The sequence below is a fragment of the Streptomyces sp. NPDC014861 genome (assembly GCF_043081625.1).
GTDB lineage: Bacteria > Actinomycetota > Actinomycetes > Streptomycetales > Streptomycetaceae > Streptomyces.
Window position 1 is genome coordinate 304,866 of sequence record NZ_JBIBWV010000003.1, and the last position, 26,206, is coordinate 331,071.

Below are 26,206 nucleotides of genomic sequence, written 5' to 3' on the forward strand. Positions count from 1 at the left end.
CCCCATGCCGAAGGTCGTCGATCATCACGCCAGGCGCATCCAGGTCGCCGACGCGGTTCAGCAACTCATCACCGAACAGGGGCTCGACCGTGTCACGGTGGCGCGCACCGCCGAGGCCGCGGGGGTGTCCGTCGGGCACGTGCAGCACTACTTCGCCTCCAAGGACGAGATGCTGCTGTTCACGTACGAGAGGGTCGTCCAGCAGGTCCTGGAGCGCGTCTCGGCGCTCGAAGAGCGGTCGAGTACCCTGCGGCTGCCGATTCGCGACGTGGTCGTCGAAGGGCTCGCCCAATGGTTGCCGGTGGACCCGGGCAGGCGATCCGCGCACCGTGTGAGCCTGGCCTTCGTCGGCCGCACCGTCGACAACCCCCGCCTCGCCCAGGCCTACGCGGAGACCGGCCGGCTCATCCGTGCCAGGCTCGCGGCCGCCGTGCGCAACGGCAAGGAGTGCGGCGAGGTCCCCGACGCCACCGACCCGGACCTCACGGCCCTGGAACTGCACGGCCTGGTCGAGGGCCTGGCACTGCAACTGGGCTCCGACCCCGACACCGCCGCGTCCCGAGCGGCCCTCGCCCTCGTCACCTCACGCACCCGCGCCGCCTTCCCCGGCCCCTGTCGCCAGTACGCCTGAGAGCACCGGGCCCGCCCGGCGTCCCGGGCCGCCGCCGGGGAGAACCGGACCGCCGCACAGTCCATCGAGGCCGCGCCCCCAGGCGCATCGAGACCGGGCCCGCCGCAGGGCGCATCGGGGCCCGGCCCCCGCCCCGGCGTGCGCCCGGACCGATGGCCGAAGCGCTGTCACTCCTTCCGGTACGGGAGAGCGGAACTCCGTCGCACCCGTGCCCCCGCGCGGTTACGTAGGGGCACTGACGGACCACCAGGCCCCGGGATCGGACCCGCGGGCCGTGACAGACAGGTGACACAGATGCGAACCGAGGCCGCCCAGCGCGTCGAGCTGGTCTTCTCCCTCTTCGACGCGAACGGCAACGGAGTCATCGACTCCGACGACTTCGACCTCATGACGGGCCGTGTCCTGAAGGTGGCCACCGCCTCGGACGAGGGGGCCAGGGACGCTCTCCGGACCTCGTTCCGCCGCTGGTGGACGACGCTGGCCACCGAGCTGGACGCCAACGGCGACGGGGTGATCACCGTCGACGAGTTCCGGCCGTTCGTGCTCGACCCCGAGCGCTTCGGTCCCACCGTCGCGGAGTTCGCCGGCGCGCTGTCGGCGCTCGGCGACCCGGACGGGGACGGTCTGATCGAGCGCCCGCTCTTCCTGTCGCTGATGACGGCGATCGGCTTCGAGGAGGCGAACATCCACGCCCTCTTCGACGCCTTCGGCCCGGACGCCGACGACCGCGTTCCGGTGGCCACGTGGGCCGCCGGCATCGAGGACTACTACGCGCCGGACCTGGCCGGGATCCCGGGAGACCAGCTGGTGGCCGTCCGGGCCGGCTGACACGCCCCTCCCGCGAGCGGCGGGCCGAGAGGTCGCCGGGCCACGGGTCGGCCGGTTGACCCTTCGGCCCGTCGCCCCCTCGCCTCCCGGCGCGTCAGCCCGTCGGCCTCTCGCCCCCCCGGCCCGTCAGATCCCGAGCTTGTGGGCGAACACCCAGCGGTTGCCCTCCAGTGCGTCGTTCGGTTCGGGGAGCGGGCCGCGTCCATGCCGGCGGGTGAAGTCGAAGGGCGTGTGCATCGAGGTGGACCAGCCCTTCGCCGCCAGCTCGCCCGCCGAGTCGGGGCGCGGTCCCAGGTCGAACAGGCCCAGCAGGTCGATGCCGATCCGCTCCCGCGTCGCCGTGTAGATCGCACTGTCGCGGTACGCCGTCAGGTCCTTCTCCAGCTTCGCCTCGAAGGCCAGCGCGCTGCCTCCGACGGTCAGCCGGTCCACCATGTCGACGAGGTGCGTCTCAGCGGGACCCGGCAGGTAGAAGAGCAGGCCCTCGGCCAGCCAGACGCTCGGCACGGCCGGGTCGAAGCCGGCGGTCGTCAGCGCCGTGACCCAGTCCGCGCGCAGGTCGACCGGCACGGGGACGCGCTTCACCGGAGGGGCGGCGGACAGGCCGGTCAGCACCCGCTGCTTGAACTCCAGCACACCCGCGCGGTCGATCTCGAAGACCGTCAGATCCGACGGCCAGTCCAGCCGGAAGGCCCGGGTGTCCAACCCCGCGCCCAGCAGGACCACTTGGCGGGCGTCCCCCCTCACGCAGCGGAGCAGGAAGTCGTCGAGGACCCTCGTCCGCAGGCCGAAGTAGCGGGCGAACCGTCCCCAGAGCGGGTCGCCGTCCCCGTCCGGGACCTGCTCGATGCGTACCGGCCACTCCGCGCAGACCGGGGCCGCGCGCACGAAGTGCTCCGCGTAGTCGTCCCGGGCCAGGCTGTCGGGGCGGTGCGTCTCGATCGCCCGCGCCGCGGCGACCAGGAGAGCCGTCAGGCCGACGCCCCCGTCCACGCCTTCCGTGTCCGACCGCTGCTCCTGCTCCAGCCGCTGTTCCTGTCGCTGTTCCTGTCGCAGTTCCTGCTCCTGTCGCTGTCGTTGCCGGTCGGGTGAGAGCGGCGCCGTGCCGGTCATGGTGTCTCCGTGGGCGGAAGTGAGGGGACGAGGGGTGGTGTGCCGGGGCGAGCGCGCGTCCGCCGCGCCCCGCTCTCAGGGGTGGCCGCTTCCCTCGGGGAGCAGCACGGGCTTGACCACGCGGCCCGCCTCGCAGTCGCGCTCGGCCTCGTTGACGTCGGCGAGCGGATAGGTGCGGATCAGCTGGTCGAAGGGGAAGCGTCCGGCCTGCCAGAGCGCGATCAGCCGGGGTATCAGCAGTCTCGGGACGGCGTCGCCCTCGCAGATGTGGCGGACGGTACGGCCTCGGTCGAGCGTGCCCGGTTCCAGCGAGAGCGCGGTGGGGAGGCGTGCCACCAGGCCGAGGGTGCCGGTGGGGCGCAGTGCGCGGAGCGCGTCGTTGATGAGCGCCGTCGAGGCCGTGGTGTCCAGGGCGTACCGCGCGCCGCCGTCGGTGAGCCGCCGGATCCGCTCGGGCAGGCCGGCCTCGGAGGCGGCGAGCGGGAGCGCGCCGAAGCGCTCGGCCAGGGCGAGCCGCGCGGGATGCCGGTCGACCGCCACGGTCCGTACGCCGGCCGCGCCGGCTGCCATCACCGCGGCCAGGCCGACGGCTCCGGCACCGAGGACCACCAGCGTGTCGCCGGGGCCCGCGCCGAAGGTGTCGAGGACGGCTCCGGCGCCGGTGAGGAAGCCGCAGCCGAGGGGCCCGAGGAGGGCGAGCGGAAGGCCGGGGTCGACCCGGACGGCGTTGCGGGCGGGGACGAGCGCGTACGCGGCGAAGGAGGACTGGCCGAACCAGCGCGGCGCCATCGCCTTCCCGGCCGCGTCGACGATCCGGGGCGGCTCCTCCGCGCGGCCGCCGAAGAGGTTGAGCGAGGCGAAGGAGTCGCAGTACGCGGGTGCCGCGCCCAGGCAGTTCCGGCAGTGCCCGCAGGAGTCGAAGCTCAGCACGACGTGGTCGCCCACCCCGATCGTGGTGTCGGGTCCGCCGCCCGACCGCACCACCACCCCGGCGCCCTCGTGGCCGAGGACGGCGGGCAGCGGGCTGCGGCCCGCGGAGCGCCGTACCGCGAGGTCGGTACGGCACATCCCGGCGCCCGCGATCTCGACCAGGAGCTCGCCCGGACCGGGCGGGGTCCGCAGGGCCACCTCCTCGACCGTGAACGGGTCCTCGTACGCGCGCAGCACGGCGGCCCGGAACCTCACCCCGCCACCTCTTCGGGGCGGTGGACGACGAACGGGCGGAGGTTCCCGTAGAGCCCCCAAGGTCCGCCCGCGACGCCGACCCCGCTGTCCTTGACGCCGGCGAAGGGCTGGGCGAGGGACAGCTCGGCGTGGTGGTTGATCCAGGCCGTGCCGCAGTCGAGCCGGCCGGCCACCGCCTCGGCCCGGTCGAGATCGGTGCCCCAGACGGAGCCGCCGAGACCGAAGCCGGTGGCGTTGGCGGCCTCGACGGCCTCGTCCACGTCCTGATAGGGGAGTACCGGCAGCACCGGTCCGAACTGCTCCCCGGTCACCACCGGACTGTTCGCCGGCACGTCGGTGAGGATCGTCGGAGCGAAGAAGTGTCCTGCCCGGCCGGGCCCGTCGAGCCGCCGGCCGCCGGCCGCGGCCCGGCCGCCGTCCGCGAGGGCCCGTGCGGTGACCCGCTCGACGCGGGCCAGCTGAGCGGCGTTGTTGACCGGCCCCAGCAGGGTGCCGGGTTCGAGGCCGGGACCGACCGTGACGCTCTTCGCGCGCTCGGCGAGCGCCTCGACGACCTCGGCGTGCAGCCGGGCCGGGGCGTAGACGCGCTTCACCGCCATGCACACCTGCCCGCAGTTGCGGAACGCCGCCCAGAACAGCCGGTCGGCGACCCGCTCCAGGTCGACGTCGTCGAGGAGCACGGCCGCGTCGTTCCCGCCCAGCTCCAGGGTGACGCGGGCGAGCGAGGCCGCGGCCGCGCCGGCGACGGCACGGCCGGTGGGCACCGAGCCGGTGAAGGTGACGTGGCGGATGCCCGGGTGGGACGCGAGCCGGGCGCCGAGCGGTTCGCGGCCGGTGACGACGGTCAGGACGTCCTCCGGCAGGACGGCGGCGAGGACGGAGCCGAGCAGCCGGGTCGCGAGCGGGGTGTACGGCGACGGTTTGAGGACCACCGTGTTGCCCGCCGCGAGCGCCGGCGCGAACTTCGCCGCCGCGAGCTGGAGGGGGAAGTTCCACGGCACGATCGCCGCGACGGGGCCGAGGGGGCGCCACCGGACCTCGCTGCGCACGGGCCGGCCGTCGTCGATGCGGCGGGTCCTGGGGGTCAGGCCCGCGAAGTAGCGCAGGCGGGCCGCCGTGCGCGCGACCTCCGCGTACGACTCGGCCAGGGGCTTGCCCTGTTCCCGGGTGAGCAGCGGGGCCAGTTCGCCGCCCGCCGCTTCCACGGCGTCGGCCGCGACGCACAGCGCGGCGGCCCGGGCGGCGGGGTCGGAGCGCCAGCCGTACCAGGCCTGTCGGGCGCGGTCGACCACGCCGTCCAGTTCTTCCGGCCGCTGGTCGGGGGCCTCGGCGAAGGTCTCCCCGGTGGCCGGGTCGACGACGGGGAAGCGTCCGGCGCGGCGTCCGAGGACGCCGCCCGTCTCGGGGGCCGGCATACCCGGCGGTCAGTTGGCCGCGGGGACGCCGACGGCGTGCTCCCGGGCCTGCCGGTCCATCTCCGCCCGGAAGGCGGCCACCAGCTGGGGACGGATCCGCCCGGCGTTGCGGTCGCCGCCCTCGCAGACCGCGCCCCGCACCCCCACGATGTCGGTTCCCATGCGGGTCAGCGCACCGAGGTCGGCATGCGCGAGGCTGCCCGCGAGCGCCGCAAGCAGCCCGGAGACGTGCGCCCTGCGGACGAACTCGGCGCAGGCGTCCGGCGGCACATGGTCGAAGAGCCGGGTCCCGTCCTTGACGGCGGTGTCGAGCATGGCCGCGTCCGCGCCGGAGCGGGCGGCGATGTCGGGCAGGGCGAGCGGGTTCACGCAGCCGACTCGGTGGGCGTCGGCGTAACCGGAGGCGACGACGAGCGCGTCCGGGCGGTGGTCCTTCACCGCCCGCACGACCGCCCGCATGACGTCGACGCCCTGCTCGGGCGTGGTGCACCCGTAGAGCCCGACCTTGATGTACGTCGCGCCCGAGACGACCGCGCCCAGCGCGGCCTGCGCCACCGTCCCCGGCTTGTACGGGACGTCGCCCACGGTGGCGGAGACCGGCTTGTCCGCCGGCACCGCGTCGCGGATCTCCCTGATCACCCAAGGGAAGTTGGCACCGAGCGAGCCCTCGTCGGGCTTCTTGACGTCGACGATGTCGAGGTGGTCCGCGGCCTTGGCACAGTCGAGGGCTTCCTCGACGCTGTCCGGGGAGACGAGAAGCAACACGAAGCGAGCTCCTTCCACCGCAGGGCTCCCGGCCGGAGGACGGGGATGCGGATCACCAGATTCCTGCGCGGTGCGCGCCCTCATCATGTCCACCCGGGTGCGGCCGCCGGTAGGGCGCGCGGAGATCACGCGGGGGGCGCGCACGCCGGGGCACGGTGCGCCGTGCGCGCCGAGCAGGGGCATGCGCGCCGGTGACAACAGGGCCTAAGGAAGGGGTGGTTCAGGGCGGACGAGCCGCTCGCGGGCGACGAGTTCCAGGGTGAGGGCGGTGGCGACCGCCTGGACGAGCAGGAGCGCGACCAGGACGAACAACTGCACCGCGCCCGCGTGCAGGGGGGACGCGCCGCCGAGGAGCATGCCGACGAACGCGCCCGGCAGGGTGACCAGGCCGACGGTACGTGTCTGGTCCATGCCCGGCAGGAGCGCGTCCGCCGCGGCCCCGCGCGCCACCTCCATGCGCGCCTCGCGCTCGCTCAGCCCGAGCGCCAGGCCGGCCTCCACCTCGCCCCGGCGCGTGGCGAGTTCGTCGAGCGCCCTGCGTCCCGACAGCACGGTGGCGGTCAGCGCGCCCCCGATGAGGATGCCGGTGACGGGGACGAGCGCGATGCCCCGGGCGGGTACGACCCCGGTGACGAGCAGCGCCAGGACGACGGGGACGACACCGGCGCCGATCGGGACCGCCGTCCAGGGCCAGGAACGCCCCGGCGCCGGCACGACCCGGCGGCCCGCCGTGCGCACCGCCACCGCGTACATCAGCAGCAGGAAGCACAGCAGCGGCGGCACCGCGCGGACGACCCAGCCGATCACGAAGGAGACCGCGACGAGCTGCGTGGCCGCCCGCGCCCCGGCGACGAGGGTGTCGCGCGGGCGTCCGAGTCCGGCGACGGCGACCACTCCGGCGGCGAGGGCGAGCAGAGCCACCAACAGGACCACGAAGGTCGCGTTCAGGTTCAACAGCACGCGCCCACCCTAGGGTCGTCCGTAGGGGGAACACCTGGGGTCGTCCGCCGGGGGAGCGCCGGCGAGAGGAGGGTCGAGCCGCGCGCCGGCCGGCGGAGTCCGGCAAATTCGTTTGAGCTCCGGCGGCCGTGCCGACAGGATCGGGTGACACCGATGAGTTCTTCCCGGCGCCGAGGTCTGCCCTGGGACCCGCGACCCGCGGAGGACACTCACCTCACGGAAGGCGCCATGCAAGCAGCCCACGCAACGCCCACCCCCTCGCCCGCCCGCGTCACCGCCGTGCTGCGGATCCTCGTGCTGTCCACGTTCGTCGTCCTCCTGAACGAGACGATCATGGTCAACGCGATCCCGCGGCTCATGCGGGAGTTCGAGGTCAGCGCGGCGGCCGCCGGGTGGCTCTCCACCGCCTTCATGCTGACCATGGCCGTCGTCATCCCGGTGACCGGCTGGTTCCTCCAGCGCGTGACGACCCGGACCGCCTTCACCCTCGCCATGGCGCTCTTCCTCGCCGGTACGGCGCTGGCCGCGGCCGCGCCCGTCTTCCCCGTGCTGCTGGCCGCCCGGGTCATCCAGGCGAGCGGCACTGCCGTCATGATGCCGCTGCTCATGACGACGCTGATGACGCTCGTGCCGCCGCACGAGCGCGGCAAGGTCATGGGCAACATCACCCTCGTCATCTCCGTCGCGCCCGCCCTGGGCCCGGCGGTCTCCGGCGTACTGCTGGAACTGGGGTCGTGGCGCCTGCTGTTCCTGGCCGTGCTGCCCATCGCCGGGGCGATGGCCGTGTTCGGCCGGCTGAAGCTGGTCGACATCGGCGAGCCGCAGGCCGGGCCGATCGACTGGGTCTCGGTCCCCCTGGCGGCGGCGGGCTTCGGCGCGCTCGTGTACGGCCTGAGCGGGCTCGGTGCCGAGAACGCGGCCGAGGCCGCCGTGCCCCCGGCCGCCACGACGGCGATCGGCGCCGTCCTGGTGGGCCTGTTCGTGTGGCGGCAGCTGGTCCTCCAGCGCTCGTCGACGCCGCTGCTCGACCTGCGGGCCCTGACCTTCCGCCACTTCTCCGTGGCGCTGGGCCTGATGTGCGTGTCCTTCATGGCGCTGATGGGCGCGTTCATCCTGCTGCCGCTGTATCTGCAGGAGGTGTGCGACCTGACCTCGCTGCAGACGGGCCTGCTCCTCATCCCGGGCGGTCTGACCATGGGTCTCCTCGGCCCGCAGGTCGGCAAGCTCTACGACCGGTTCGGCGCCCCGCGCCTGGTCGTCCCCGGAGCGGTGATCACGGCGCTCTGCCTCGCGCTGCTCGCGCTGACGGCCGAGCAGACCTCGCCGTGGCTGGTGCTGGTGCTGCACGTGGCCCTGAGCGCCGGCATGGCGTTCGTCTTCACCCCCGTCTTCACCTCCGGCCTCTCCGTGCTGCCGCCGCACCTCTACCCCCACGGCTCCGCCATCCTGGGCTCGCTCCAGCAGGTCGCGGCCGCCGCCGGCACCGCGCTGGTCATCAGCGTCATGTCGGGTAGGGCCGCCGCGGCGGCGGCCGGGGGAGCCGACGCCACCGGTGCGCTGGGCGCGGGCATCCGCTGGGGCTTCGCCGTCGGCGCCGCCCTCGGCGCCCTGGCCGTGCTGGTCGCCCTGCTCGTCCGCACCCCGCCGACCCCGCAGCCGCCGGCCGAGGCGCAGGCCCCGGACGAGGACGACACCGCGCCGAGCAAGACCGCCCACACCCCGGGCTGACGCCGGACCGGGACCGGGACCGGAGACCCTCCGCCCCGGCGGTCGGTCCCGGCCTCGGGCCGCCGGGGCGGGGTCCGTTCCGAGGTGGCGCGGGCGTCCCCTCCGCCCACGATCCCGATCGGACCGAGGGCGAGCCCACGCCGGGGGACGACCGGCCGCCCGCCCCCGGCCCCGCGGGCCGGGCCGGCGCCGGAGGGCGGGGTGGACTCCGCGAGGGGTTCTGCCCCGCCCGTACGTCAGGCGGTGTGGAGCCGGAGGCCGTAGCGGGCCAGGATCTCGTTGACCGGCTGGAACCACGTCTGGCCGCCGGAGGAGCAGTTGCCCCAGCCGCCGGAGGTGACGCCCTGGGCCTGGTCGCCGCTGAGGAACGACCCGCCGGAGTCGCCGCCCTCGGCGCAGACGCTGGTCTTCGTCATCTGGTGCACGGCGCCCTGGCTGTAGTTGACCGTCTCGTTCTTGGCCAGGACCGTGCCGCAGTGCCAGCGCGTGGTCGAGCCCGAGCGGCAGATCGAGGCGCCGACCGGGGCCTCGTTCGAGCCGCGGACGAGCTGGTCGGGGACGGTGCCCCAGCCGAGGACCACGGGCACGGTCCACCAGCCGCTGTGGATCGAGACATAGGCGTAGTCGTCACCGGGGAACGACGACCCCTGGAAGGTCCCCATCGCGGAACCGTCCCAGCCGCGCACCGCCGCGCCCGCACGACCGCAGTGACCGGCCGTCACGAAGCCGCCGTGGACGGAGAAGCCGATGGAACAGCGGACGTTGCCGGTGTAGTACGGGTCGCCGCCGACGGTCCCCGCCGCGTACGTACGGGGCGCCTCGGCCGTCTCGGCGACGGTGACGAGCCCGCCCGCCCGGGCCCGGTCCACGAAGGAGCGTACGGCGGGGGACTGCCGCTCGGAGCGGACGACGTCGACCACGACGCTGTTGCTCCTCGGGTCGACGTGCCAGCCGGCCACTCCGGCGGGCGCGCGGAGCGTGTCGAGGCGGGCCTTGGCGCGGTCCAGGGCGGCGGCGCTGTGCCGGACCAGCCGGGTGTCGGCGCCCAGGGCGCGCACCCCGGCCTCCTCGGCGCGGTCGGTCACGGCCACGACGAGCCGGCCGGCCGCCGGGTCGAACCACGAGCCGCCGTAGGCCGCGCCGGCGCGCCGCACGGCGGCCTTCTCCACCGCGACGGCGGCCTTCTCGGCGCGCAGCCGCTCCTCGGCCTGCGCCGGGGTGAGCCCCAGGTCCTGGCGCATGGCGTCGAGGAGTCCTGCGGAGGCGGACGGCGCCACGGCGCCGGGCTCCGCGGACGGGGCGGCGCTCGCCGCGCCGGCGTGGGCGGCGCCCAGACCGACCGTCAGGAGCAGGGCGGCGAGGGCGGTGCGCAGGGGGGTGGTGCGTTTCACGGGACCTCCAGGTGGGGGGAGTCAAACGCTGAGAGCGCTCTCAAGGAGTGCCACGGACACGCTAACGGTCCACGCTTGTCAGGTCCATACCAAGAATCGGCCTGTCGTGGAGACGGCCTCGACCCCCGGGTGCGCCCCGGTCAGTCCGCCCAGACGCGCGCGTAGCGGCGCCGGGTCTCCGGCGTGCCGCCGTTCCTGAAGGGCGTCCTGCCGTGCAGGACGGAGGAGTTGTCGACGAGGAGCAGGTCGCCCCGGCGCAGGGGCAGGGTGACGACCATCGCCGGGTCGTGGAGGAGGGCTTCCAGGGCCTGGAGGGCGCTGCGCCGGGCCGGACCGAAGGGGGTGCCGGCCTCCTCCTGGCCGCGGGCGATCCAGTAGCGGTTGTAGTGCACCCGCAGGGTCGGGCCGGCGAGGTCGAACACCGGGCGGACGCGGTCGAAGTCCCGGCCGCGTCCGAAACTGAAGTCCCGGGAGAGCTCGCGCAGAGCCTCGGGCCGCTCGGCGGCGAGGCGATCGCGCAGCGCCGGGCCGCTGGCCAGGAGGGACTCGCCGCCCTCGGGGGCCGGTCGGACGCACAGCAGCGCCAGGAGCCTCGGCGGCCGGGGCCCCTCGCCGCGATCCATGTGGGGCAGGAGCGTCTGGTCGTCACCGTCCGGGAGGGCGGGGGTGTCCGGGACGGGTGGGCGCGAGGCGGCGGGCTCGCCGTCCGGGACGGTGGGGGTGTCCGGGGCCGGTGCGCGCGGGACGGCGGGAGCCGTGGCCGCCGTCAGGAGTTCGTGGGCGGACCGCTGGAGGCGGAGCCCCGCCGGTGCGCAGACCCGGGCGACGGTACGCGCGCACAGCTCGACGCACTCCTCGTCGGTGAGGCCCGCGAGGTCCAGGCCCCGGAGCACGACGAACCCCGTGCCGTGCCACAGGCCGGCGTGGGCCCCGTCCACCAGCGGGTCCCCGACCGGAGCGTCGCCCGCCGGAGCCGCCGGAGCCGCCGGAGCCGCCGGAGCCGCCGGAGCCGCCGGAGCGCGGGCCGCCTCCGGTGTCATCGGGAGCAGCCACTCCTCCGTCCTCAGCGTCTCCGCGGTCCAGCTCGACGGGCCCTCGGTCCTGCGCGGTGCGGTCATGAGGATCCTCCCTTGCGTCCCCCTTCACAGACTGGCGGGGGAGCGGCGCGTTCAAACCACTGATCTTGTGACGGAGCACAGAAGTGACGGACCATCAGTTATTGACGGTTCGTCAGATCACTCACAGAATGCGGGCACCCGATGGAGGGATCGCCCGTGTCTCGACCCTTGCGCGTCATCGCCGCCACGTTCGCCCTGCTCCTCGCCACCGCCTGCAACTCCGCCTCCACCGGCGGAGACACCCCCGCCTCCTCCTCCGCGCGCGGAGTCACCGCCGACACCATCAAGGTCGGCGGCATCGTCTCGATGACGACCGCCAGCGGCTACTCCAAGAAGGACTCCGACCTCGGCGCCCGCGCCCGTTACGACCGGGCCAACGCCGAGGGCGGGGTGAACGGGCGGAAGATCGCGTACCTGGGTGCCGAGGACGACGGCCAGGACCCGGCCAGGAACCTCGCCGCGGCCCGCAAGCTCGTCCAGCGGGAACAGGTCTTCGCGGTCTCCCCGATGAGCTCGGTCACCTTCGCCGGAGCCGACTTCCTCGACACCCAGAAGGTCCCGACGGTCGGCTGGGGCACCCTCCCCTCGTTCTGCGGGCCGGCCCACATCTACGGCTTCAACGGCTGCCTCGTCCCGACGCCCGGCGGCACGCTCAACCAGACCTGGCCCGAGAGCCTCGCCTCCGTCCTCGGCGGCGCGCGCGGCAGGTCGGTCGCGCTGATCGCCGGCGACAACGACGCCGGCAAGTTCGGCATCCGCACCTTCACGCAGGGCTTCAAGGCGGCCGGCTTCCAGGTCCCGTACGCCAAGGCGGTGGTCCCGGCGACCTCGATGCCCAGCGACTGGTCGGCCTACACCAAGGAGATCCTGCGCTCGGGCCCCGGCGGCGGCGCGCCCGACGCCGTGATCTCCGTGATGCAGACGCCGTACAACATCGGCCTGTTCACCGCGCTCAAGCGCTCCGGCTACCGGGGCGTCCTCTCCGACCCGACCGACTACGACCCCGGACTGCTCGCCAAGGACGCGACGAAGCAGGCCCTCGACGGGGTCCACGTCCTGCTGCAGTTCCAGCCCTTCGAGTCGGACAGCCCCGCGATGCGGCAGTTCAAGGACGACATCAGGAAGGCCGCGGGAGGCAAGGAGGTCCCGCTCAACATGCACATGCTCACCGGATACATGAGCGCCGACCTCTTCCTCGCGATCGCGGCGAAGGCGGGCGAGGACCTGACCGTGGAGTCCTTCCAGAAGGCCGCCGACGGCTTCTCGGACACCGGGACCCTCGTCGGGGACCGCGCCCTGCCCAAGGGGAAGAAGGAGAGCTTCGGCTGCGGTGCGCTCGTCCAGCTCAAGAACGGGCGCTACGAGGTGGCGGTGCCCTTCACGTGCTACCCGCCGATCCCCTTCGGCTGAGGGGCGCGGCACGTGGGTGACCTGCTGGGCTTCGTCCTGAGCGGCCTCGTCTCGGGCGCGCTCTACGCGCTGCTCGCGACCGGCCTCGTCCTCTCCTCCTCCGCCTCCGGGCTCTTCAACTTCGCGCACGGCGCCACCGCGTACCTCTGCGCGCTGGCCTTCTACGAGCTCCACTCCGGCTTCGGCTGGCCGGCCGTGCCCACCGCGCTGCTCCTGGTGTTCGCGGTGGCGCCCGGCCTCGGCTGGGCCCTGGACCGGCTGATGTTCAGGAAACTGGCCCGGGTCGGCGAGACGGCGCAGATCGTGGCCACCATCGGCCTGCTCGTCGCGCTGCCCGCGGCCGGACTGTGGGCGGTCGAACTCCTGGAGCGGGCCGGAGCACCCGTCCAGCCCGCCGAGAACCAGTTCGGGCTGCCGGGCGTCGGGCCGAGCCCCGCCGTGGCCTGGCAGCCGCTCGACGGCGTCGGAATCGACTCCGACCAGCTGATCACCTGGATCGCCACGGCCCTCGCGGCGGCCGCCCTGTGGGTCCTGATGCGCCGCACCCGGCTCGGGCTGCGCCTGCGGGCGGCGGTCGACGACCGCACGCTGACCGAACTGCGGGGCATCAGCGCGGACCGGCTCTCCTCGATCGCGTGGATGCTGTCCTCCGGCCTCGCGGGCCTCGCCGGCGTCCTCGCCACCCCGCTCCTCGGGCTCTCCGCCCACGACTACACGCTGTTCCTCTTCGTCTCCGCCACCGCGGCCGCCCTCGGGCGGTTCGTGTCCGTGCCCCTCGCCTTCGCGGGCGGACTCGGACTCGGAGTGCTCCAGAACCTGGTGGCCGGGTACGCGTCGTTCACCGACGACATCACCGGCTTCCGCACCGCCGTCCCCTTCCTCGTCCTCTTCATCGGCCTCCTCGTCCTGGTCCGGCGGCAGCGCGCCGCCGGCACGGCGGCCGCCGACCCGCCACCGACCGACCACCTCGCCGGACGGAGCGGCGTCCGCCGGTGGGGCGCGTGGGGAGTGGCGGGCGTGCTGCTCGGCGCGGCGTTCTACACCGTCACCACACCCTTCTGGAGCGGGACCCTCGCCCAGGGGCTCGCGATCGGGCTCGTGTTCATGTCGTTCACCGTGGTCACCGGAGTCGGCGCCATGGTGTCGCTCGCCCAGGCGACCTTCGTCACCGGCGCGGCCCTCGTCGCCGGCCTGCTGATGAGCCACGGCTGGCCCTTCGCCGCCGCCGCCGCGGCCGGTACGGCGGCGGCCGCCCTGCTCGGCGCGCTGGTCGCGCTGCCCGCCCTGCGGCTCGGCGGCCGCTCACTGGCCCCGGCCACCCTGGCCCTCGCCTTCCTGGCCGACCAAGTCCTCTTCCAGCTCGGCCCGCTGCGCAACGGCGACACCGGATGGGAGATTCCCCGACCGGTGGTGGGCCCCGTGGACCTCGGCGACGACCGGGCGTTCGGCCTCGCGCTGGTCCTGCTCAGCGCGGTCGCCGTCGCCCTGCTCACCTGGCTGCGGGGCTCCCGCTGGGGCCGGGCCATGCTGGCGGTCCGCTCGGCCCCCGAGGCGGCCGCGGCGTCGGGCGTGTCGGTGGTGCGCACGAAACTCCTGCTGTTCACGGTGTCGGCGGGCCTCGCGGGCTTCGGAGGCGTGCTCTACGCCTCGTACAACACCCGCATCACCGCGACCGACTTCACGGCGATGACGGGACTGGTGTGGCTGGCGGTCGTCGTCGCGGCGGGGGTGCGCAGACCGCAGTTCGCGGTGGTGGCAGGGCTGGTGTTCGCGGTCGTCCCGCACCTGATGACGGAGTACGTGACGGACTCCGCCCATCTGCCGGTGATCCTCTTCGGCCTGGCGGGCCTCGCGCTCGCGAACGACCCGGACGGGTACTGCGCCGCCCTTCCGTCCCGGCGGGCGGCCCGGCGGGCAGCGGTGGCGTCGGCGCGCAGGGCGCAGTCCGGGCCGGGGCCGGAGCCGGATCCGCCGAGACGGGCGCCGGTCCCCGCGCCGGGGCGGCGGGCCGGGGGCGTGACGGCTCCCGCACCCGCCTCCGGACCGTCCGGCGACCCGGCTGGCACGGCGGCGGAAGCGCCCGCGCTCGAACTGAGCGGTGTGCACGCCGGGTACGGCGGCGCGGCCGTGCTGCACGGCGTGGACCTCGCGGTGCGGGCCGGCGAGGCGCTGGTGCTGCTCGGACCCAACGGCGCCGGGAAGTCGACGCTCTGCCGGGTGGCGGGCGGACTGCTGCGACCGGCCGGGGGAATCGTGCGCGTGGGCGGCGAGGACGCGACCCGTGACCCTGCGGTCGCCCGGTCGCGCCGTGGGGTGCGGCTGGCTCCCGAGGGGCGGGGGATCTTCGCCGGTCTCTCGATCGAGGAGAACCTGGCGCTCCAGCTGGCTGACGCCGAGGACCGCGAGGCGGTGTACGCGCGCTTCCCGGCGCTCGCCGCCCGCCGCACCGTCCTCGCCGGCTCGCTCTCCGGCGGCGAGCAGCAGCTCCTCGCCCTCGCCCCGCTCCTCCAGCGGCCGCCGGACGTCCTCGTCGCCGACGAGCCGTCGCTGGGACTGGCGCCGCGCGTCGTGGAGGAGGTGTTCCAGCTCCTGGGCGAACTCCGGGACCGGGGGACCGCTCTGCTGCTCGTCGAGGAGAAGGCGGCCGAGGTCCTCGGCGTCGCCGACACCGTGGCGTACCTCGTACGGGGCGGGATCGTCTGGTCAGGACCCCGGTCCGAGGTCGACAGGGACCGGCTCGCCGAGGCCTATCTGGGGAAGGGAGCACGCCGATGAACACCCCGCTGCTCCGCGCGAGCGGCGTCGACGTCCGCTTCGGCGGCGTCCACGCCCTGCGCGAGGTGACCCTCTCCGTACACCCCGGGGAGATCTGCGGTCTGATCGGACCGAACGGCGCGGGCAAGACGACGCTCTTCGACGTGCTGTCGGGGATACGGCGGCCGGACGGGGGCGAGATCGTGTACGACGGCACGGTCATCACTCGCCGGTCCCCGGTCTGGCGGGCCCGGCACGGCATCCGCCGCACCTTCCAGCGCCGGCAGCTCTTCGGACAGCTGACGGTCGCCGACAACCTCGTGGTCGCGCAGGAGTGGCGCGGCGGACTCCGCCCGGCCGCGGCACGCCGCCACCGGGAGCGGGCCGCCGCCGTGCTCGACGCGTGCGGGCTCGACGCGCTGGCCGGCTCGTACGCGGGCGGCCTGCCCGTCGGGCAGGCCCGGATGGTCGAGCTGGCCCGCGCCCTCGCCGACCCGCCCCGGGTCCTGCTCCTGGACGAACCCGCGTCCGGTACGACCGTCGAGGAGCGGCGCCTGCTCGCCGCCGTCATCCGCCGCACGGCCGAGGAGGAGGGCTGCGCGGTGCTGCTGGTCGAGCACGACGTGGCCTTCGTGATGGACCTGTGCTCCCGCGTCGTGGTGCTCGACCTCGGCGAGGTCCTGGCCCAGGGCACGCCCGCCGAGGTCCACGCCCACCCGGCGGTTCGCGACGCGTACCTCGGCAGCCCCGGTCCCGGGGCGGCCGGTCCCGCCCTGTGAGACGCCGGGGCACGACGTACGGCGGGGCCGTCCCGCCGGTGGGGCAGGGGCAGCCGGTGGGGTACGGGTCGTCGGCGGGGGTACGGGCCGCCGCCCGGGCGTCGTCACGTCCGGGGGGAAGCGGCCTGGACGGGGGAGATCGTGGTGAGGACGAAGGAGTGACCGGCCGGGTCCATGTAGCGGCGGAGGTCGGTGCGGCGGTCGGTCCTGGTGCCGTCGCGCTCGGCCGCGACGGGCCGCGCGCCGAGCGAGACCGCCTCGCGCTCGGCGTCGTCGAGCGCGTCCGGGGCCACCAGGATCTCCAGGTGGGCCTGGAGGGAGTCCTCGGGGCGCGGCCAGCTCGGCGGCGCGTGCCCGAGGTCCCGGCGGATCCCGAGCGTCACCCCGGAACGGCCGGAGACGAGCAGGAGGTCGGGGTCGCCGCCGGCGGGCTCGACGGTGGCGTCCAGCAGGGTCGCGTAGAACCGTGCCAACGGCTCCGGATCGGAGCAGTCGAGCACCAGCACGCTGGTCTTGGGGACGGGGGGCACCTGAGGAACGGTCGGAACTGTCATACGGGCCGTCTGCCCCGCATCGCCCCGGCCAAGCCGGGACCGCCGGGCCGCCGCGACGGACGGCGCCGCCCGGACGGCACTCCGCGTGCCGCCGTGGCGGCGGCGCGGGTCACACGGCGAGCGTGATCGCGTAGGCGAGGAAGAACAGGGCGACCAGTACGGCCAGGACGACGATGGCCACGAGCGGGCCCTTGCCCCAGCCGCGCGTGAGGGGACGGTACGGTCCCGTGCCGGAGCCGGTGCCCGATTCCGCGGGGGGCGTCTCGCCGGGGTGAGCGGCGCCGCCGGGGAGCGGAGCGCCCGGGTCGGGAGGAGGGTCATGACGGGTCATCGCACGCACCTTTCGCGTGGGGCGGGCCGGTGGCGGCGGACGCGGCCGCGTGCGGGCTCGCGGTCCTCGGGCCCCGGCCCGCCCGTCCGGGCGCGGTGGTCCGGGCGGGCGCCGGGGCGGACCCGGTGGGTCCGTACTGCTCGGGTCGGGAGGTCACCAGTAGTGGCGCCGGCCGCCGACCGCGTGTCCCATGGCCCCGAGGATCCACAGGACGGCGCCGATGACGACCAGGATGAGGCCGATCGTCCAGAGGATGGAGATGCCGGTGACCAGTCCGATGACGAGAAGGATGACTCCGACTAGAAGCATGGCGTGCCTCGGTTTCTGTTGGGGGCCACACTCGCGCCGGGCCCACGGGTGAACGGTGACGGGACGAGACCGGGGTGACGTCCCGCACGCGGCGACTGCCCGCATCCCCGGCGTGTATGTGCCCGGCGGGGCACGTGCTGAGCCGGGCCGGGGATCGTGGACGCGCGGTGTCTCGGCGAGGAGACCGACGGGATCGGGGGCGTGTGCGTGCCGAAGGCATTCTGCGGAGGTTGTGGAGGAGTTCTGTCGGTGGCGTGACTTTTCCGTCGGGAATTCCCTTCCGGAAAATCCCCGAACATCTATGCGTGCTCTTCGAACTCATGAGTAACACGTCTCTGAACTGGGAAAACGCGTTCGTGCAACGGTTCTGGGCGAATTTCCCGCCCCTCCGGAAAGCCGATGTATGGTCGGGCCGCCCTCATACGAAGGGACGTGAAGGCGAGGCGATTCGAGGCGAGGCGCACCGATGGGAACTCCGACCACTCCGTCGACCGACGGGTCCGGCGAAGGCACGGGCTGGTTCACCCGAGGGCCCGCGCAGGCCTCCGGCACCTCGTCGGAGGCCCGGACGCCCCCGGGGCCGCACCCGCGGGCCGGCCGGGGCGGCGACGGCCCGGCGGACGACTCGGACGCGGCCCTCCTGCGTCGCACCATGGCCGAGATCGAGCCCATCGCCGACCAGGTCACCTCGCACTTCTACGCCCTGCTCTTCCTGCGCCACCCCGACCTGCGGGAGCTCTTCCCCGCGGCCATGAACACCCAGCGGGACCGTCTCTTCAAGGCGCTGCTCACCGCCGCCACCCACGCCGACGACCCCGCCACCCTGACCGCCTACCTCGGCCACCTCGGGCGCGGGCACCGGAAGTACGGCACCCGCCCCCAGCACTACCCGGCCGTCGGCGAGGCCCTGATCGGCGCCCTCGCCCGGTACGCCGCCCCCGTCTGGGGGCCGAGGACCGAGGCCGCGTGGGTGGCCGCGTACACGACGATCTCGCAGATCATGATCGACGCGGCGACCGAGGACGAACTCCGCGCGCCGGCCTGGTGGCAGGCGGAGGTGGTCGCCCACGAGATGCGGACCCGGGACATCGCGGTCGTCACCGTCAGGCCCGACCAGCCGTACCCCTTCCTCGCCGGGCAGTACACCGCTCTGGAGACCCCCTGGTGGCCGCGGGTCTGGCGGCACTACTCCTTCGCCTCCGCGCCGCGCTCCGACGGGCTGCTGTCCTTCCACGTCAAGGCCGTCCCGGCGGGCTGGGTCTCCAACGCCCTCGTGCACCGGGCCCGTCCCGGCGACACCCTCCGGCTCGGTCCCCCCGCCGGCTCCATGACCGTGGACCACGACAACGACAACGGACTGCTGTGCCTGGGCGGCGGCACCGGCATCGCCCCCATCAAGGCCCTCGTGGAGGACGTCGCCCGGCACGGCCGGTACCGCACCGTCGACGTCTTCTACGGTGCCCGCGAGAACCACGGCCTGTACGACATCGAGACCCTGCTGCGGCTCCGGCAGTCGCACCCCTGGCTCTCGGTCCGGTCCGTCCTCGACGACGCCCCCGGCGGCCTTCCCTCGGGAGGCCTGCCCGACGCCATCCGCGAGCACGGCCCCTGGTACACCCACGAGGCCTATCTGTCCGGCCCGCCCGGAATGATCCGCCGTGGTGTCGAGGCCCTCGTGGGCGTCGGCATCCCCACCCACCGCATACGACACGACTCCCTAGAGGAACTGGCCGGGGCGACGACGTGAGCACTTCCCAGCAGGACCCGAGCACCTTCGACCGGACGGACCGGATGGAGCGGACGGACCGGATCGAGCGGACCGAGCGGACGACCGCGCTCCTGCGCACCACCCGCCCGGGCAGCGACGGCGAGCACCTCGTCCAGTGGCGTCTGGGGACCGGCGAACGCGCCGACCGGTTCTACGCCGAACAGGTCCTCGACCGGCTGAACTCCCGCATGCGGGAGTTCACGGCACGGCAGGAGATGTTCTTCCTGGCCACCGCCGACCGCCACGGAGCCTGCGACAACACCTTCCGCGCCGGTCCGCCCGGCTTCCTCCACGTCCTCGACGACACGACGCTCGCCTACCCCGAGTACCGGGGCAACGGCGTCCACGCCAGCCTCGGCAACATCGAGGAGAACCCGCACGTCGGCGTGCTGATGGTGGACTTCCTCCGCGACCGCATCGGCCTGCACGTCAACGGGCGGGCCAGGGTCGTCCCCGACGACGAGATGCGCCGCGCCCGTCCCGACGCCGGGCTCGCCGTCGACCCGGTGCCCGGCCGGCGGGCCCTGATCTGGGTCGAGATCGCCGTCGACGAGGCGTACATCCACTGCGCCAAGCACATCCCCCACCTCCAGAAGGCCCCGGTCCGCACCGGCCGGTCCTGGGGCACGGACGACACCAGGCGCAAGGGCGGCGACTTCTTCGGCGCCGCCGCCGACGCCCCCGCGCGCGGCCCGTTCGTGCCGCCGCCCCGCGCCGACCGGGCGACCTGGCGCGCGGCGGCCGAGACGGTCCTCGCGAAGGCCGACTCGGCGGCGGGGGCGGGGGCGGGGGCGTTCAGCGGCTGGTTCACGAGGAGCGGAGAGAACGCCTGAGGCGGCGGAACCTAGGCGTCGCTCCACCCGGTGGCGGCGGAGTACGAGGCGACCAGATCCACCACGAAGACGAGGGTGGAGCCCGGCGGGATCAGCGGGGTGGGCGACTGCTTGCCGTAGCCGAGGCGCGGGGGGACGACGATCTCGCGCCGGCCGCCGACCCGCATCCCCCGCACGCCCCGGTCCCAGCCCTTGATGACCTTGCCGCCGCCCAGGGCGAACTTGTACGGCTCACCCCGGTCCCAGGAGGCGTCGAACTCCCTCCCCGACGCGAAGGTGACCCCGACGTAGTGGACCCGCAGCACCATCCCCGGCTTCGCCTCGGGACCGGTCCCCACGACGATGTCCCGGACGGTCAGCTCGGTGGGCGCCTCGCCCTCCGGAACCTCGACCTCGGGCTTCGTCCGTTCGCTCATCGCATCCTCGTCACTCTCCGTCGGAGGCCCTCGCGCGGGCCGGCCGGACCCATGGACCCTCCATGCGGCAGACGGACACGCTACCGACCGCCGGGGGAGGAGGGAGAGCGGCCGTCGCTCCTGGCGCCGCGGATCCGGGGCCGTGCGGCGGGGGCGGGCACGGAGGAGCCGGCGCGCCGGTCACGGGCCGGCGCCGCCACGGGGGAGGGGGCGCTGGTTCCAGCCGGCGATCACGGGCAGGCCGTGCTCCGTCGACAGCCGGCCCAGCGTGGCCGTGGTCAGCAGGAACAACCGCCCCTCGGACGGCGGCAAGTCGAGATACCGGGCCGTCAGCACACGGAGCAGGTGCGCGTGCGCGACGACGACACCGTCCTCGCCGGAGTCCGCCAGAAGGGGCCGGATCCGGGCGAGGACCCGGTCGGCCCGGCGCCCCACGTCCTCGGCGGACTCGCCGGGCCGCCCGTCGCCGTGCGCGGGCACGCCGTCCCGCCACAGCGACCAGTCCGGCCGCGCCTCGTGGATGCGGGCCGTGGTGAGCCCCTCGTATCCGCCGTAGTCCCACTCGCACAGGTCCTCGTCCGTCGCCGCGTCGCGCAGACCGGCGAGTTCGGCCGTGTGCCGGGCCCGCCGCAGCGGGCTGGTCAGGACGAAGGACACGGCGCGGCCGGCGAAGAACGGCGCGAGCGCCCGCGCCTCGGCCTCGCCCTCCGCGGTGAGCGGGAGATCGGTGCGGCCGGTGTGCCGACCGGCGGCGCTCCACTCCGTCTCGCCGTGGCGGACCAGGAGAAGGTCACCCATGCCGCGCCGCTCCTCTCGAAAGCCGCCTGCGGGGCCCCCGCCCCCACCGTAACCCCCGGCGCGTGAGGCCGGTTGAGGGAACGGCCGGGCGGGGGACACCGGGGGAGATGGCGCCAGGGGGCTTGCGCGGGCGACCCGTACGGCGCAATGGTATGCAGCCACACCATTGGGATCGTCGCGGGGAGCTGAACGCTGCCATGACCGTGGAAGACACCTCCAGGAGCACGCCCGCAGGGGACGACTACCTCGAACGGCGCACCCTGCGCCGAGGCAGCGCCGGGTGGCTGCTGCTGACCGGGCTGGGCGTCGCGTACGTCGTCTCCGGCGACTTCTCGGGCTGGAACATCGGCCTGGCCGAGGGCGGCTTCGGCGGCCTGGCCATCGCAATGGTGCTCATGGGCACCATGTACGCCTGCCTGGTCTTCTCGCTCGCCGAACTGTCCGCCATCCTGCCCACCGCCGGCGGCGGCTACGGCTTCGCCCGCCGGGCACTGGGCACCTGGGGCGGCTTCCTGACCGGCACCGCCATCCTCATCGAGTACGTCCTGGCACCCGCCGCCATCTCCATCTTCATCGGGGACTACGTCGAGTCGCTCGGACTCTTCGGACTGGAATCGGGGTGGCCGGTCCACCTCGTCTGCTTCGCCCTCTTCATCGGCATCCACCTGTGGGGGGTCGGCGAGGCGCTGCGGTTCAGCCTGGTCGTCACCGCCGTCGCCGTGGCCGCGCTCCTCGTCTTCGCGCTCGGCGCGCTCAGCGACTTCCACGTGGACCGTCTCGACGACATCCCCGTCGACACGACCGCCTTCGGCGCGAACTCCTGGCTGCCCTTCGGCCTGCTCGGCATCTGGGCGGCGTTCCCCTTCGGCATGTGGTTCTTCCTGGGAGTCGAGGGAGTGCCGCTGGCGGCGGAGGAGGCCAAGGACCCGGTGCGCTCGATGCCCCGGGCCCTCGCCCTGTCGATGGGCGTCCTGACGCTCCTCGCGGTCATCACCTTCCTCGCCGCGACCGGCGCGCGCGGCTCGGCCGCCATCCAGGAGGCCGGGAACCCGCTGGTGGTCGCCCTCCAGGGCGACGGCGAGCCGACCGCGCTCAGCCGCTTCGTCAACTACGCCGGCCTCGCCGGCCTGGTGGCCTCGTTCTTCTCGCTGATCTACGCGGGCTCGCGCCAGCTCTTCGCGCTCTCCAGGGCCGGCTACCTGCCCCGATTCCTCTCCCTCACCAGCCGCCGCAAGGCGCCGTACCTGGGCCTGCTGATCCCCGGGGCGATCGGCTTCGCCCTGGCGGCCGGCACCGGCGACGGGGCGCGGATGCTGAACATCGCCGTGTTCGGCGCCACCATCTCGTACGCCCTGATGGCGCTCTCCCACATCGTGCTGCGCCGCCGCGAGCCGGGTCTCGACCGCCCGTACCGGACCCCGGGCGGCGTCCTGACGTCGTCCGTCGCCCTCGTCCTCGCCGTTTTCGCCCTGGTGGCGACCTTCCTGGTGGACAAGGACGCGGCGCTCATCGCGCTCGGGGTGTACGTGGTCGCGCTCGGCTACTTCGCCTTCTACAGCCGGCACCGTCTGGTGGCCAGGGCGCCCGAGGAGGAGTTCGCGGCGCTCGCCGAGGCGGAGGCCGAGCTCACACGCGACTGACCCGCCCCGGATTCACCCCTTGAAGCCCGGACCCGGCGTCGCGCGGCGGCGCCGGGTCCGGGCGCGCGAGCGCGCTACTTGATGCCCAGCTCGGCGCACTTGTCGGCGAGCTCGCCGGTGCAGATGTCGGCGGCGGTGTAGATGCCGTCCTTGACCACGGTGGACTGGATGTTGGTCCGGTCGACCACCACCGGGTCGAGGAGCTTCGACGGCACGCCGTCCGTCACGGTCTGGGCGCGGATCGGCACCTCCATGAGCATGTCGACCGCGAACTCGGCGGCCGTGGGTGCCAGGTCGAGCGGCGACTTGTAGATGGTGAAGGTCTGGGTGCCGGCGACGATCCGCTGGATCCCCGCGATCTCGGCGTCCTGGCCGCCCACCGGGATGTTCTTGATGCCGGCGTTCTCCAGGGCGGTGATGATGCCGCCCGCCATGCCGTCGTTGGCGGAGTAGACGGCGTCGATCTTGCCCTTGCCGACGGAGGAGACGGCGGCGGCCATCTTCTCGCCCGCGACCTTCGGGTCCCACTCGCCGGACGCCTCGTAGGCGATCCTGCCGACCATGCCCTCCAGGGCGTTGTGCGCGCCCTTCTTGAACAGGGCCGCGTTCGGGTCCTTCTCGTCACCGTTGATCATCACGACGGACGCGGTGTCGGCCCTGTGGCCCAGGGCCGCCAGCAGGGCCTCGCCCTGGAACTCGCCCACCTTGTAGTTGTCGTGGCTGACGTAGACGTCGGCGCCCTTGATCGCCCGGTCGTACGCGACGACCTTGACGCCCTTGCCGTGCGCCTCCTCGACCCAGCCGGCGGACTTGGCGGCGTCGACCGAGCCGAGCGCGATGACCTTCACGCCGTCGGCGATGAGCCGGTCGAACTGCTGCTTCTGCTTCACGACGTCGGAGACGGCGTTGTTGTACACGACCTCGCAGTCGAGACAGCGGCGTTTGACGGCCTTCTCGAACTGCGGCTTGTCCAGCGCCTCGTACCGCGCGGTCTTGTTCTCCGGCAGGAGAAGACCGATCTTGGTCGAGCTGCCCTTCGCCTCGCTCCCGCCGTCGGCCTGGCCGCAGGCGGAGAGGGTGAGGACCGTGGAGACCACGGCCGCGCCCATGACGGCGCGACGGGTCATTGCGTTCATGGTGGGGTGCCTCCCTGACGAGACCGCGACATTGCGGCCGAGGTGCAGCGAAGTCAACTCGGGCGGACAGTTTGCCGTCAAGAAGTAAACGTTTAACGAGATGGCAACGACTGAACCGTCCAGTAAATGAAGAACTGCCCTCGACTCAGCAAGGCGGAATGACTCGCTCGACCCGGGGCAGGCGGTGCCCAGGCGGGGAGAGCGCCCCGCCTCCAGAGACCGGAGGAGTTGTTTCGCGTGAGCGAGAACGTGTGGAGCTACAAGTCGACCGCGGGTCATCTGGCCGGCACCGACCTGACCGGCTACGCCGTCGAGGCCCTCGACGGGCACGTCGGAAAGGTCGACAAGCACTCGGACGAGGTCGAGGACTCCTACCTGGTCGTGGACACGGGCGTCTGGATCTTCGGCAAGGAGGTCCTGCTGCCGGCCGCGACCGTGAAGCGGGTCGACATCGACGAGCGGAAGATCTTCGTCGACCGCACCAAGGAGCAGATCAAGGACGCCCCCGAGTTCCACCGGGAGAAGCACCTGGAGGACCCGGCCTACCGCCAGGACGTGGGCATGTACTACTGGCCGGGTGGCCCCTTCGGCGGGCCGGTCGCCTGACCGTCCGGTGGGGGAGGGCCCGCACCGGCGCGTCCGGGCCCACCCCCTCCACCGATCGGGCGCGGCCCCGCCTCCGGTGGTGGCCTCGCCCGAGTGAGGTCAGGCTGGGACCTGTCCATGACGAGGGAAGGCAGTACGACCGATGACCGACAGTCGACCCGCCACCACGACCGACTCCGGCGCCCCGGTGGAGAGCGACGAACACTCGCTCACCGTCGGTCCGGGCGGTCCGATCCTGCTCCAGGACGCCTACCTGATCGAGCAGATGGCGCAGTTCAACCGCGAGCGGATCCCCGAGCGCCAGCCGCATGCCAAGGGCAGCGGTGCCTTCGGGCACTTCGAGGTCACCCACGACGTCAGCCGCTACACCAAGGCGGCGCTGTTCCAGCCGGGTGTCCGCACCGATCTCGTCGCCCGCTTCTCCACGGTCGCCGGTGAGCGGGGCAGCCCCGACACCTGGCGCGACCCGCGCGGCTTCGCGGTGAAGTTCTACACCGGCGAAGGCAACTACGACATGGTCGGCAACAACACGCCGGTCTTCTTCATCAAGGACCCGATGAAGTTCCAGCACTTCATCCGGTCCCAGAAGCGCCGGGCCGACAGCAACCTGCGCGATCACGACATGCAGTGGGACTTCTGGACCCTCTCCCCGGAGTCCGCCCACCAGGTCACCTGGCTGATGGGCGACCGGGGCGTCCCGCGCACCTGGCGCCACATGAACGGCTACACCTCGCACACGTACATGTGGATCAACGCGGCCGGCGAGCGGTTCTGGGTGAAGTACCACTTCAAGACCGACCAGGGCATCGAGTTCTTCACCCAGGACGAGGCCGACCAGATGGCCGCCGCCGACACCGACTACCACACGCGCGACCTCTTCGAGCACATCCGCGACGGCGAGTTCCCGAGCTGGACGCTGCACGTGCAGGTCATGCCGTACGAGGAAGCGGCGACGTACCGGTTCAACCCCTTCGACCTCACCAAGGTGTGGCCGCACGGCGACTACCCGCTCATCCCGGTCGGCCGCATGACCCTGGACCGCAACCCGACCGACAACCACGCCGAGATCGAGCAGGCGGCCTTCCAGCCGAACAACCTCGTCCCCGGCATCGGGCCGAGCCCCGACCGGATGCTGCTGGCGCGCCTGTTCTCGTACGCGGACGCCCACCGCCACCGCATCGGCGGCAACTACCAGCAGCTTCCCGTGAACGCGCCGGTCGTCGACGTCCACTCGTACTCCAAGGACGGGGCGATGGCGTACCGGAAGACGAGCGATCCGGTCTACGCCCCGAACTCCAAGGGCGGGCCGGCCGCCGACACCGAACGGTACGGGACCCCGCCCAGCTGGACGGCTGACGGCGAGATCACCCGGTCGGCCTATGTCGACCATCCCGAGGACGACGACTGGGGCCAGCCCGGCACCCTCGTCCGCGAGGTCCTCGACGACGCGGCCCGCGACCGCCTGGTCGACAACGTCGTGGGACACCTCCTGAACGGCGTCACCGAACCCGTCCTGGAGCGCGCCTTCGAGTACTGGAAGAACATCGACAAGGCCCTCGGCGAGCGCATCGCCCAGGGCGTACGGGCCAAGGCCGGCGAGAAGGACCCCAAGGCCGCCGAACAGGCCAACCCCGCACGCAGCTCCATGCAGCACAAGGCCTGACGGAACCAGCCCCCGGCCGGTCCCGCCCCTCGCGGAGCCGGGGGTCATGAGCGACGCCGCTCATGACCCCCGGCT

The 26,206-nt window shown here is 73.6% G+C and carries 24 protein-coding genes; 11 read left to right on the forward strand and 13 right to left on the reverse strand.

Annotation, left to right across the window (positions count from 1 at the left end; translation table 11 throughout):
• Window positions 1-4 precede the first annotated feature (4 nt).
• A complete protein-coding gene (locus ACF1BN_RS08050) occupies window positions 5-631 on the forward strand; it encodes a TetR/AcrR family transcriptional regulator (protein WP_392330741.1) in 627 nt (208 codons plus the stop codon).
• A 294-nt stretch (window positions 632-925) separates the two neighbouring features.
• On the forward strand, window positions 926-1,459 hold the full coding sequence (locus tag ACF1BN_RS08055) for an EF-hand domain-containing protein (RefSeq protein ID WP_392330742.1): 534 nt from the start codon (window positions 926-928) through the stop codon (window positions 1,457-1,459).
• Between the two features lie 126 nt (window positions 1,460-1,585).
• On the opposite strand, the gene ACF1BN_RS08060 is transcribed toward ACF1BN_RS08055, so the two are convergent.
• From ACF1BN_RS08060 to ACF1BN_RS08080, 5 genes are all read right to left on the reverse strand, one after another.
• Complete coding sequence (locus ACF1BN_RS08060; RefSeq protein WP_392330743.1) at window positions 1,586-2,572, reverse strand: SAM-dependent methyltransferase; 987 nt, start codon at window positions 2,570-2,572, stop codon at window positions 1,586-1,588.
• Between the two features lie 75 nt (window positions 2,573-2,647).
• Complete coding sequence (locus ACF1BN_RS08065; RefSeq protein ID WP_392330744.1) at window positions 2,648-3,757, reverse strand: NAD(P)-dependent alcohol dehydrogenase; 1,110 nt, start codon at window positions 3,755-3,757, stop codon at window positions 2,648-2,650.
• A complete protein-coding gene (locus ACF1BN_RS08070; protein WP_392330745.1) occupies window positions 3,754-5,172 on the reverse strand; it encodes an aldehyde dehydrogenase family protein in 1,419 nt (472 codons plus the stop codon). The genes ACF1BN_RS08065 and ACF1BN_RS08070 overlap by 4 nt, the downstream gene beginning before the upstream one ends.
• A 9-nt stretch (window positions 5,173-5,181) precedes the next feature.
• Complete coding sequence (locus ACF1BN_RS08075) at window positions 5,182-5,937, reverse strand: (5-formylfuran-3-yl)methyl phosphate synthase (protein WP_392330746.1); 756 nt, start codon at window positions 5,935-5,937, stop codon at window positions 5,182-5,184.
• Between the two features lie 204 nt (window positions 5,938-6,141).
• Window positions 6,142-6,897 carry an ABC transporter permease gene (locus ACF1BN_RS08080; protein ID WP_392330747.1) on the reverse strand — a complete coding sequence of 252 codons (756 nt, stop codon included), beginning with the start codon at window positions 6,895-6,897 and terminating at the stop codon, window positions 6,142-6,144.
• Window positions 6,898-7,125: 228 nt separating this feature from the next.
• Here ACF1BN_RS08080 and ACF1BN_RS08085 point away from each other — a divergent pair, with 228 nt between their 5' ends.
• A complete protein-coding gene (locus ACF1BN_RS08085) occupies window positions 7,126-8,625 on the forward strand; it encodes a DHA2 family efflux MFS transporter permease subunit (protein ID WP_392330748.1) in 1,500 nt (499 codons plus the stop codon).
• Between the two features lie 236 nt (window positions 8,626-8,861).
• On the opposite strand, the gene ACF1BN_RS08090 is transcribed toward ACF1BN_RS08085, so the two are convergent.
• Both ACF1BN_RS08090 and ACF1BN_RS08095 read right to left on the reverse strand, forming a co-directional pair.
• Window positions 8,862-10,016, reverse strand: a complete 1,155-nt coding sequence (locus ACF1BN_RS08090; protein WP_392330749.1) for a S1 family peptidase — start codon at window positions 10,014-10,016, stop codon at window positions 8,862-8,864.
• 140 nt (window positions 10,017-10,156) lie between these two features.
• Window positions 10,157-11,134, reverse strand: coding sequence for a TauD/TfdA family dioxygenase (locus tag ACF1BN_RS08095; RefSeq protein ID WP_392330750.1), 978 nt, complete (start codon window positions 11,132-11,134; stop codon window positions 10,157-10,159).
• A gap of 156 nt (window positions 11,135-11,290) precedes the next feature.
• On the opposite strand from ACF1BN_RS08095, the gene ACF1BN_RS08100 reads away from it, so the two are divergent.
• Genes ACF1BN_RS08100 through ACF1BN_RS08110 form a run of 3 tightly spaced genes read left to right on the forward strand, consistent with a single transcriptional unit; the run spans window position 11,291 to window position 16,077 of the window.
• Window positions 11,291-12,544 (forward strand): ABC transporter substrate-binding protein, encoded by a 1,254-nt coding sequence (locus ACF1BN_RS08100; RefSeq protein ID WP_392330751.1) that lies wholly within the window; start codon window positions 11,291-11,293, stop codon window positions 12,542-12,544.
• A gap of 12 nt (window positions 12,545-12,556) precedes the next feature.
• Window positions 12,557-15,319 carry an ATP-binding cassette domain-containing protein gene (locus ACF1BN_RS08105; protein WP_392330752.1) on the forward strand — a complete coding sequence of 921 codons (2,763 nt, stop codon included), beginning with the start codon at window positions 12,557-12,559 and terminating at the stop codon, window positions 15,317-15,319.
• Window positions 15,316-16,077 carry an ABC transporter ATP-binding protein gene (locus tag ACF1BN_RS08110; RefSeq protein ID WP_392330753.1) on the forward strand — a complete coding sequence of 254 codons (762 nt, stop codon included), beginning with the start codon at window positions 15,316-15,318 and terminating at the stop codon, window positions 16,075-16,077. Before ACF1BN_RS08105 ends, ACF1BN_RS08110 begins: the two co-directional genes overlap by 4 nt.
• Before the next feature lie 104 nt (window positions 16,078-16,181).
• Here ACF1BN_RS08110 and ACF1BN_RS08115 read toward each other — a convergent pair whose 3' ends face one another.
• The 3 genes from ACF1BN_RS08115 to ACF1BN_RS08125 all read right to left on the reverse strand — a co-directional run bounded on the left by ACF1BN_RS08115 (window position 16,182) and on the right by ACF1BN_RS08125 (window position 17,271).
• Window positions 16,182-16,607 (reverse strand): VOC family protein, encoded by a 426-nt coding sequence (locus tag ACF1BN_RS08115; protein ID WP_392330754.1) that lies wholly within the window; start codon window positions 16,605-16,607, stop codon window positions 16,182-16,184.
• A gap of 133 nt (window positions 16,608-16,740) precedes the next feature.
• A complete protein-coding gene (locus tag ACF1BN_RS08120; protein WP_392330755.1) occupies window positions 16,741-16,962 on the reverse strand; it encodes a DUF6480 family protein in 222 nt (73 codons plus the stop codon).
• 153 nt (window positions 16,963-17,115) lie between these two features.
• Window positions 17,116-17,271: a DUF6131 family protein gene (locus ACF1BN_RS08125; protein ID WP_392330756.1), complete on the reverse strand. Its 156-nt coding sequence runs from the start codon at window positions 17,269-17,271 to the stop codon at window positions 17,116-17,118.
• A gap of 466 nt (window positions 17,272-17,737) precedes the next feature.
• Between ACF1BN_RS08125 and ACF1BN_RS08130 the strand changes: the two genes are divergently transcribed.
• Together ACF1BN_RS08130 and ACF1BN_RS08135 are read left to right on the forward strand one after the other, a co-directional pair.
• Window positions 17,738-19,018: a globin domain-containing protein gene (locus ACF1BN_RS08130; protein WP_392330757.1), complete on the forward strand. Its 1,281-nt coding sequence runs from the start codon at window positions 17,738-17,740 to the stop codon at window positions 19,016-19,018.
• Window positions 19,015-19,872, forward strand: coding sequence for a pyridoxamine 5'-phosphate oxidase family protein (locus tag ACF1BN_RS08135; RefSeq protein ID WP_392330758.1), 858 nt, complete (start codon window positions 19,015-19,017; stop codon window positions 19,870-19,872). Before ACF1BN_RS08130 ends, ACF1BN_RS08135 begins: the two co-directional genes overlap by 4 nt.
• 11 nt (window positions 19,873-19,883) lie before the next feature.
• Here ACF1BN_RS08135 and ACF1BN_RS08140 read toward each other — a convergent pair whose 3' ends face one another.
• Together ACF1BN_RS08140 and ACF1BN_RS08145 are read right to left on the reverse strand one after the other, a co-directional pair.
• Window positions 19,884-20,288, reverse strand: a complete 405-nt coding sequence (locus tag ACF1BN_RS08140) for an FKBP-type peptidyl-prolyl cis-trans isomerase (protein WP_392330759.1) — start codon at window positions 20,286-20,288, stop codon at window positions 19,884-19,886.
• 180 nt (window positions 20,289-20,468) lie between these two features.
• Complete coding sequence (locus ACF1BN_RS08145; RefSeq protein WP_392330760.1) at window positions 20,469-21,086, reverse strand: histidine phosphatase family protein; 618 nt, start codon at window positions 21,084-21,086, stop codon at window positions 20,469-20,471.
• A gap of 197 nt (window positions 21,087-21,283) precedes the next feature.
• Between ACF1BN_RS08145 and eat the strand changes: the two genes are divergently transcribed.
• A complete protein-coding gene (gene eat, locus ACF1BN_RS08150) occupies window positions 21,284-22,726 on the forward strand; it encodes an ethanolamine permease (protein WP_392330761.1) in 1,443 nt (480 codons plus the stop codon).
• 74 nt (window positions 22,727-22,800) lie between these two features.
• Here the strand turns inward: eat and ACF1BN_RS08155 are convergent, their stop codons facing one another.
• Complete coding sequence (locus ACF1BN_RS08155) at window positions 22,801-23,862, reverse strand: sugar ABC transporter substrate-binding protein (RefSeq protein ID WP_392330762.1); 1,062 nt, start codon at window positions 23,860-23,862, stop codon at window positions 22,801-22,803.
• 237 nt (window positions 23,863-24,099) lie between these two features.
• Here ACF1BN_RS08155 and ACF1BN_RS08160 point away from each other — a divergent pair, with 237 nt between their 5' ends.
• Entirely contained in the window at window positions 24,100-24,468 is a 369-nt protein-coding gene (locus ACF1BN_RS08160) for a PRC-barrel domain-containing protein (protein ID WP_392330763.1), read from the forward strand.
• A gap of 142 nt (window positions 24,469-24,610) precedes the next feature.
• Window positions 24,611-26,131: a catalase gene (locus ACF1BN_RS08165; RefSeq protein WP_392330764.1), complete on the forward strand. Its 1,521-nt coding sequence runs from the start codon at window positions 24,611-24,613 to the stop codon at window positions 26,129-26,131.
• Window positions 26,132-26,206 lie beyond the last annotated feature (75 nt).

What these genes read in the sequence shown, in the direction of transcription:
- ACF1BN_RS08050 (WP_392330741.1), top strand. Translation starts at nt 5, where the DNA reads ATGCCGAAGGTCGTCGATCATCACGCCAGGCGCATCCAGGTCGCCGAC.
- ACF1BN_RS08055 (WP_392330742.1), top strand. Translation starts at nt 926, where the DNA reads ATGCGAACCGAGGCCGCCCAGCGCGTCGAGCTGGTCTTCTCCCTCTTC.
- ACF1BN_RS08060 (WP_392330743.1), bottom strand. Translation starts at nt 2,572, where the DNA reads ATGACCGGCACGGCGCCGCTCTCACCCGACCGGCAACGACAGCGACAG.
- ACF1BN_RS08070 (WP_392330745.1), bottom strand. Translation starts at nt 5,172, where the DNA reads ATGCCGGCCCCCGAGACGGGCGGCGTCCTCGGACGCCGCGCCGGACGC.
- ACF1BN_RS08085 (WP_392330748.1), top strand. Translation starts at nt 7,126, where the DNA reads ATGCAAGCAGCCCACGCAACGCCCACCCCCTCGCCCGCCCGCGTCACC.
- ACF1BN_RS08095 (WP_392330750.1), bottom strand. Translation starts at nt 11,134, where the DNA reads ATGACCGCACCGCGCAGGACCGAGGGCCCGTCGAGCTGGACCGCGGAG.
- ACF1BN_RS08110 (WP_392330753.1), top strand. Translation starts at nt 15,316, where the DNA reads ATGAACACCCCGCTGCTCCGCGCGAGCGGCGTCGACGTCCGCTTCGGC.
- ACF1BN_RS08120 (WP_392330755.1), bottom strand. Translation starts at nt 16,962, where the DNA reads ATGACCCGTCATGACCCTCCTCCCGACCCGGGCGCTCCGCTCCCCGGC.
- ACF1BN_RS08125 (WP_392330756.1), bottom strand. Translation starts at nt 17,271, where the DNA reads ATGCTTCTAGTCGGAGTCATCCTTCTCGTCATCGGACTGGTCACCGGC.
- ACF1BN_RS08130 (WP_392330757.1), top strand. Translation starts at nt 17,738, where the DNA reads ATGGGAACTCCGACCACTCCGTCGACCGACGGGTCCGGCGAAGGCACG.
- ACF1BN_RS08140 (WP_392330759.1), bottom strand. Translation starts at nt 20,288, where the DNA reads ATGAGCGAACGGACGAAGCCCGAGGTCGAGGTTCCGGAGGGCGAGGCG.
- ACF1BN_RS08145 (WP_392330760.1), bottom strand. Translation starts at nt 21,086, where the DNA reads ATGGGTGACCTTCTCCTGGTCCGCCACGGCGAGACGGAGTGGAGCGCC.
- eat (WP_392330761.1), top strand. Translation starts at nt 21,284, where the DNA reads ATGACCGTGGAAGACACCTCCAGGAGCACGCCCGCAGGGGACGACTAC.
- ACF1BN_RS08155 (WP_392330762.1), bottom strand. Translation starts at nt 23,862, where the DNA reads ATGAACGCAATGACCCGTCGCGCCGTCATGGGCGCGGCCGTGGTCTCC.
- ACF1BN_RS08165 (WP_392330764.1), top strand. Translation starts at nt 24,611, where the DNA reads ATGACCGACAGTCGACCCGCCACCACGACCGACTCCGGCGCCCCGGTG.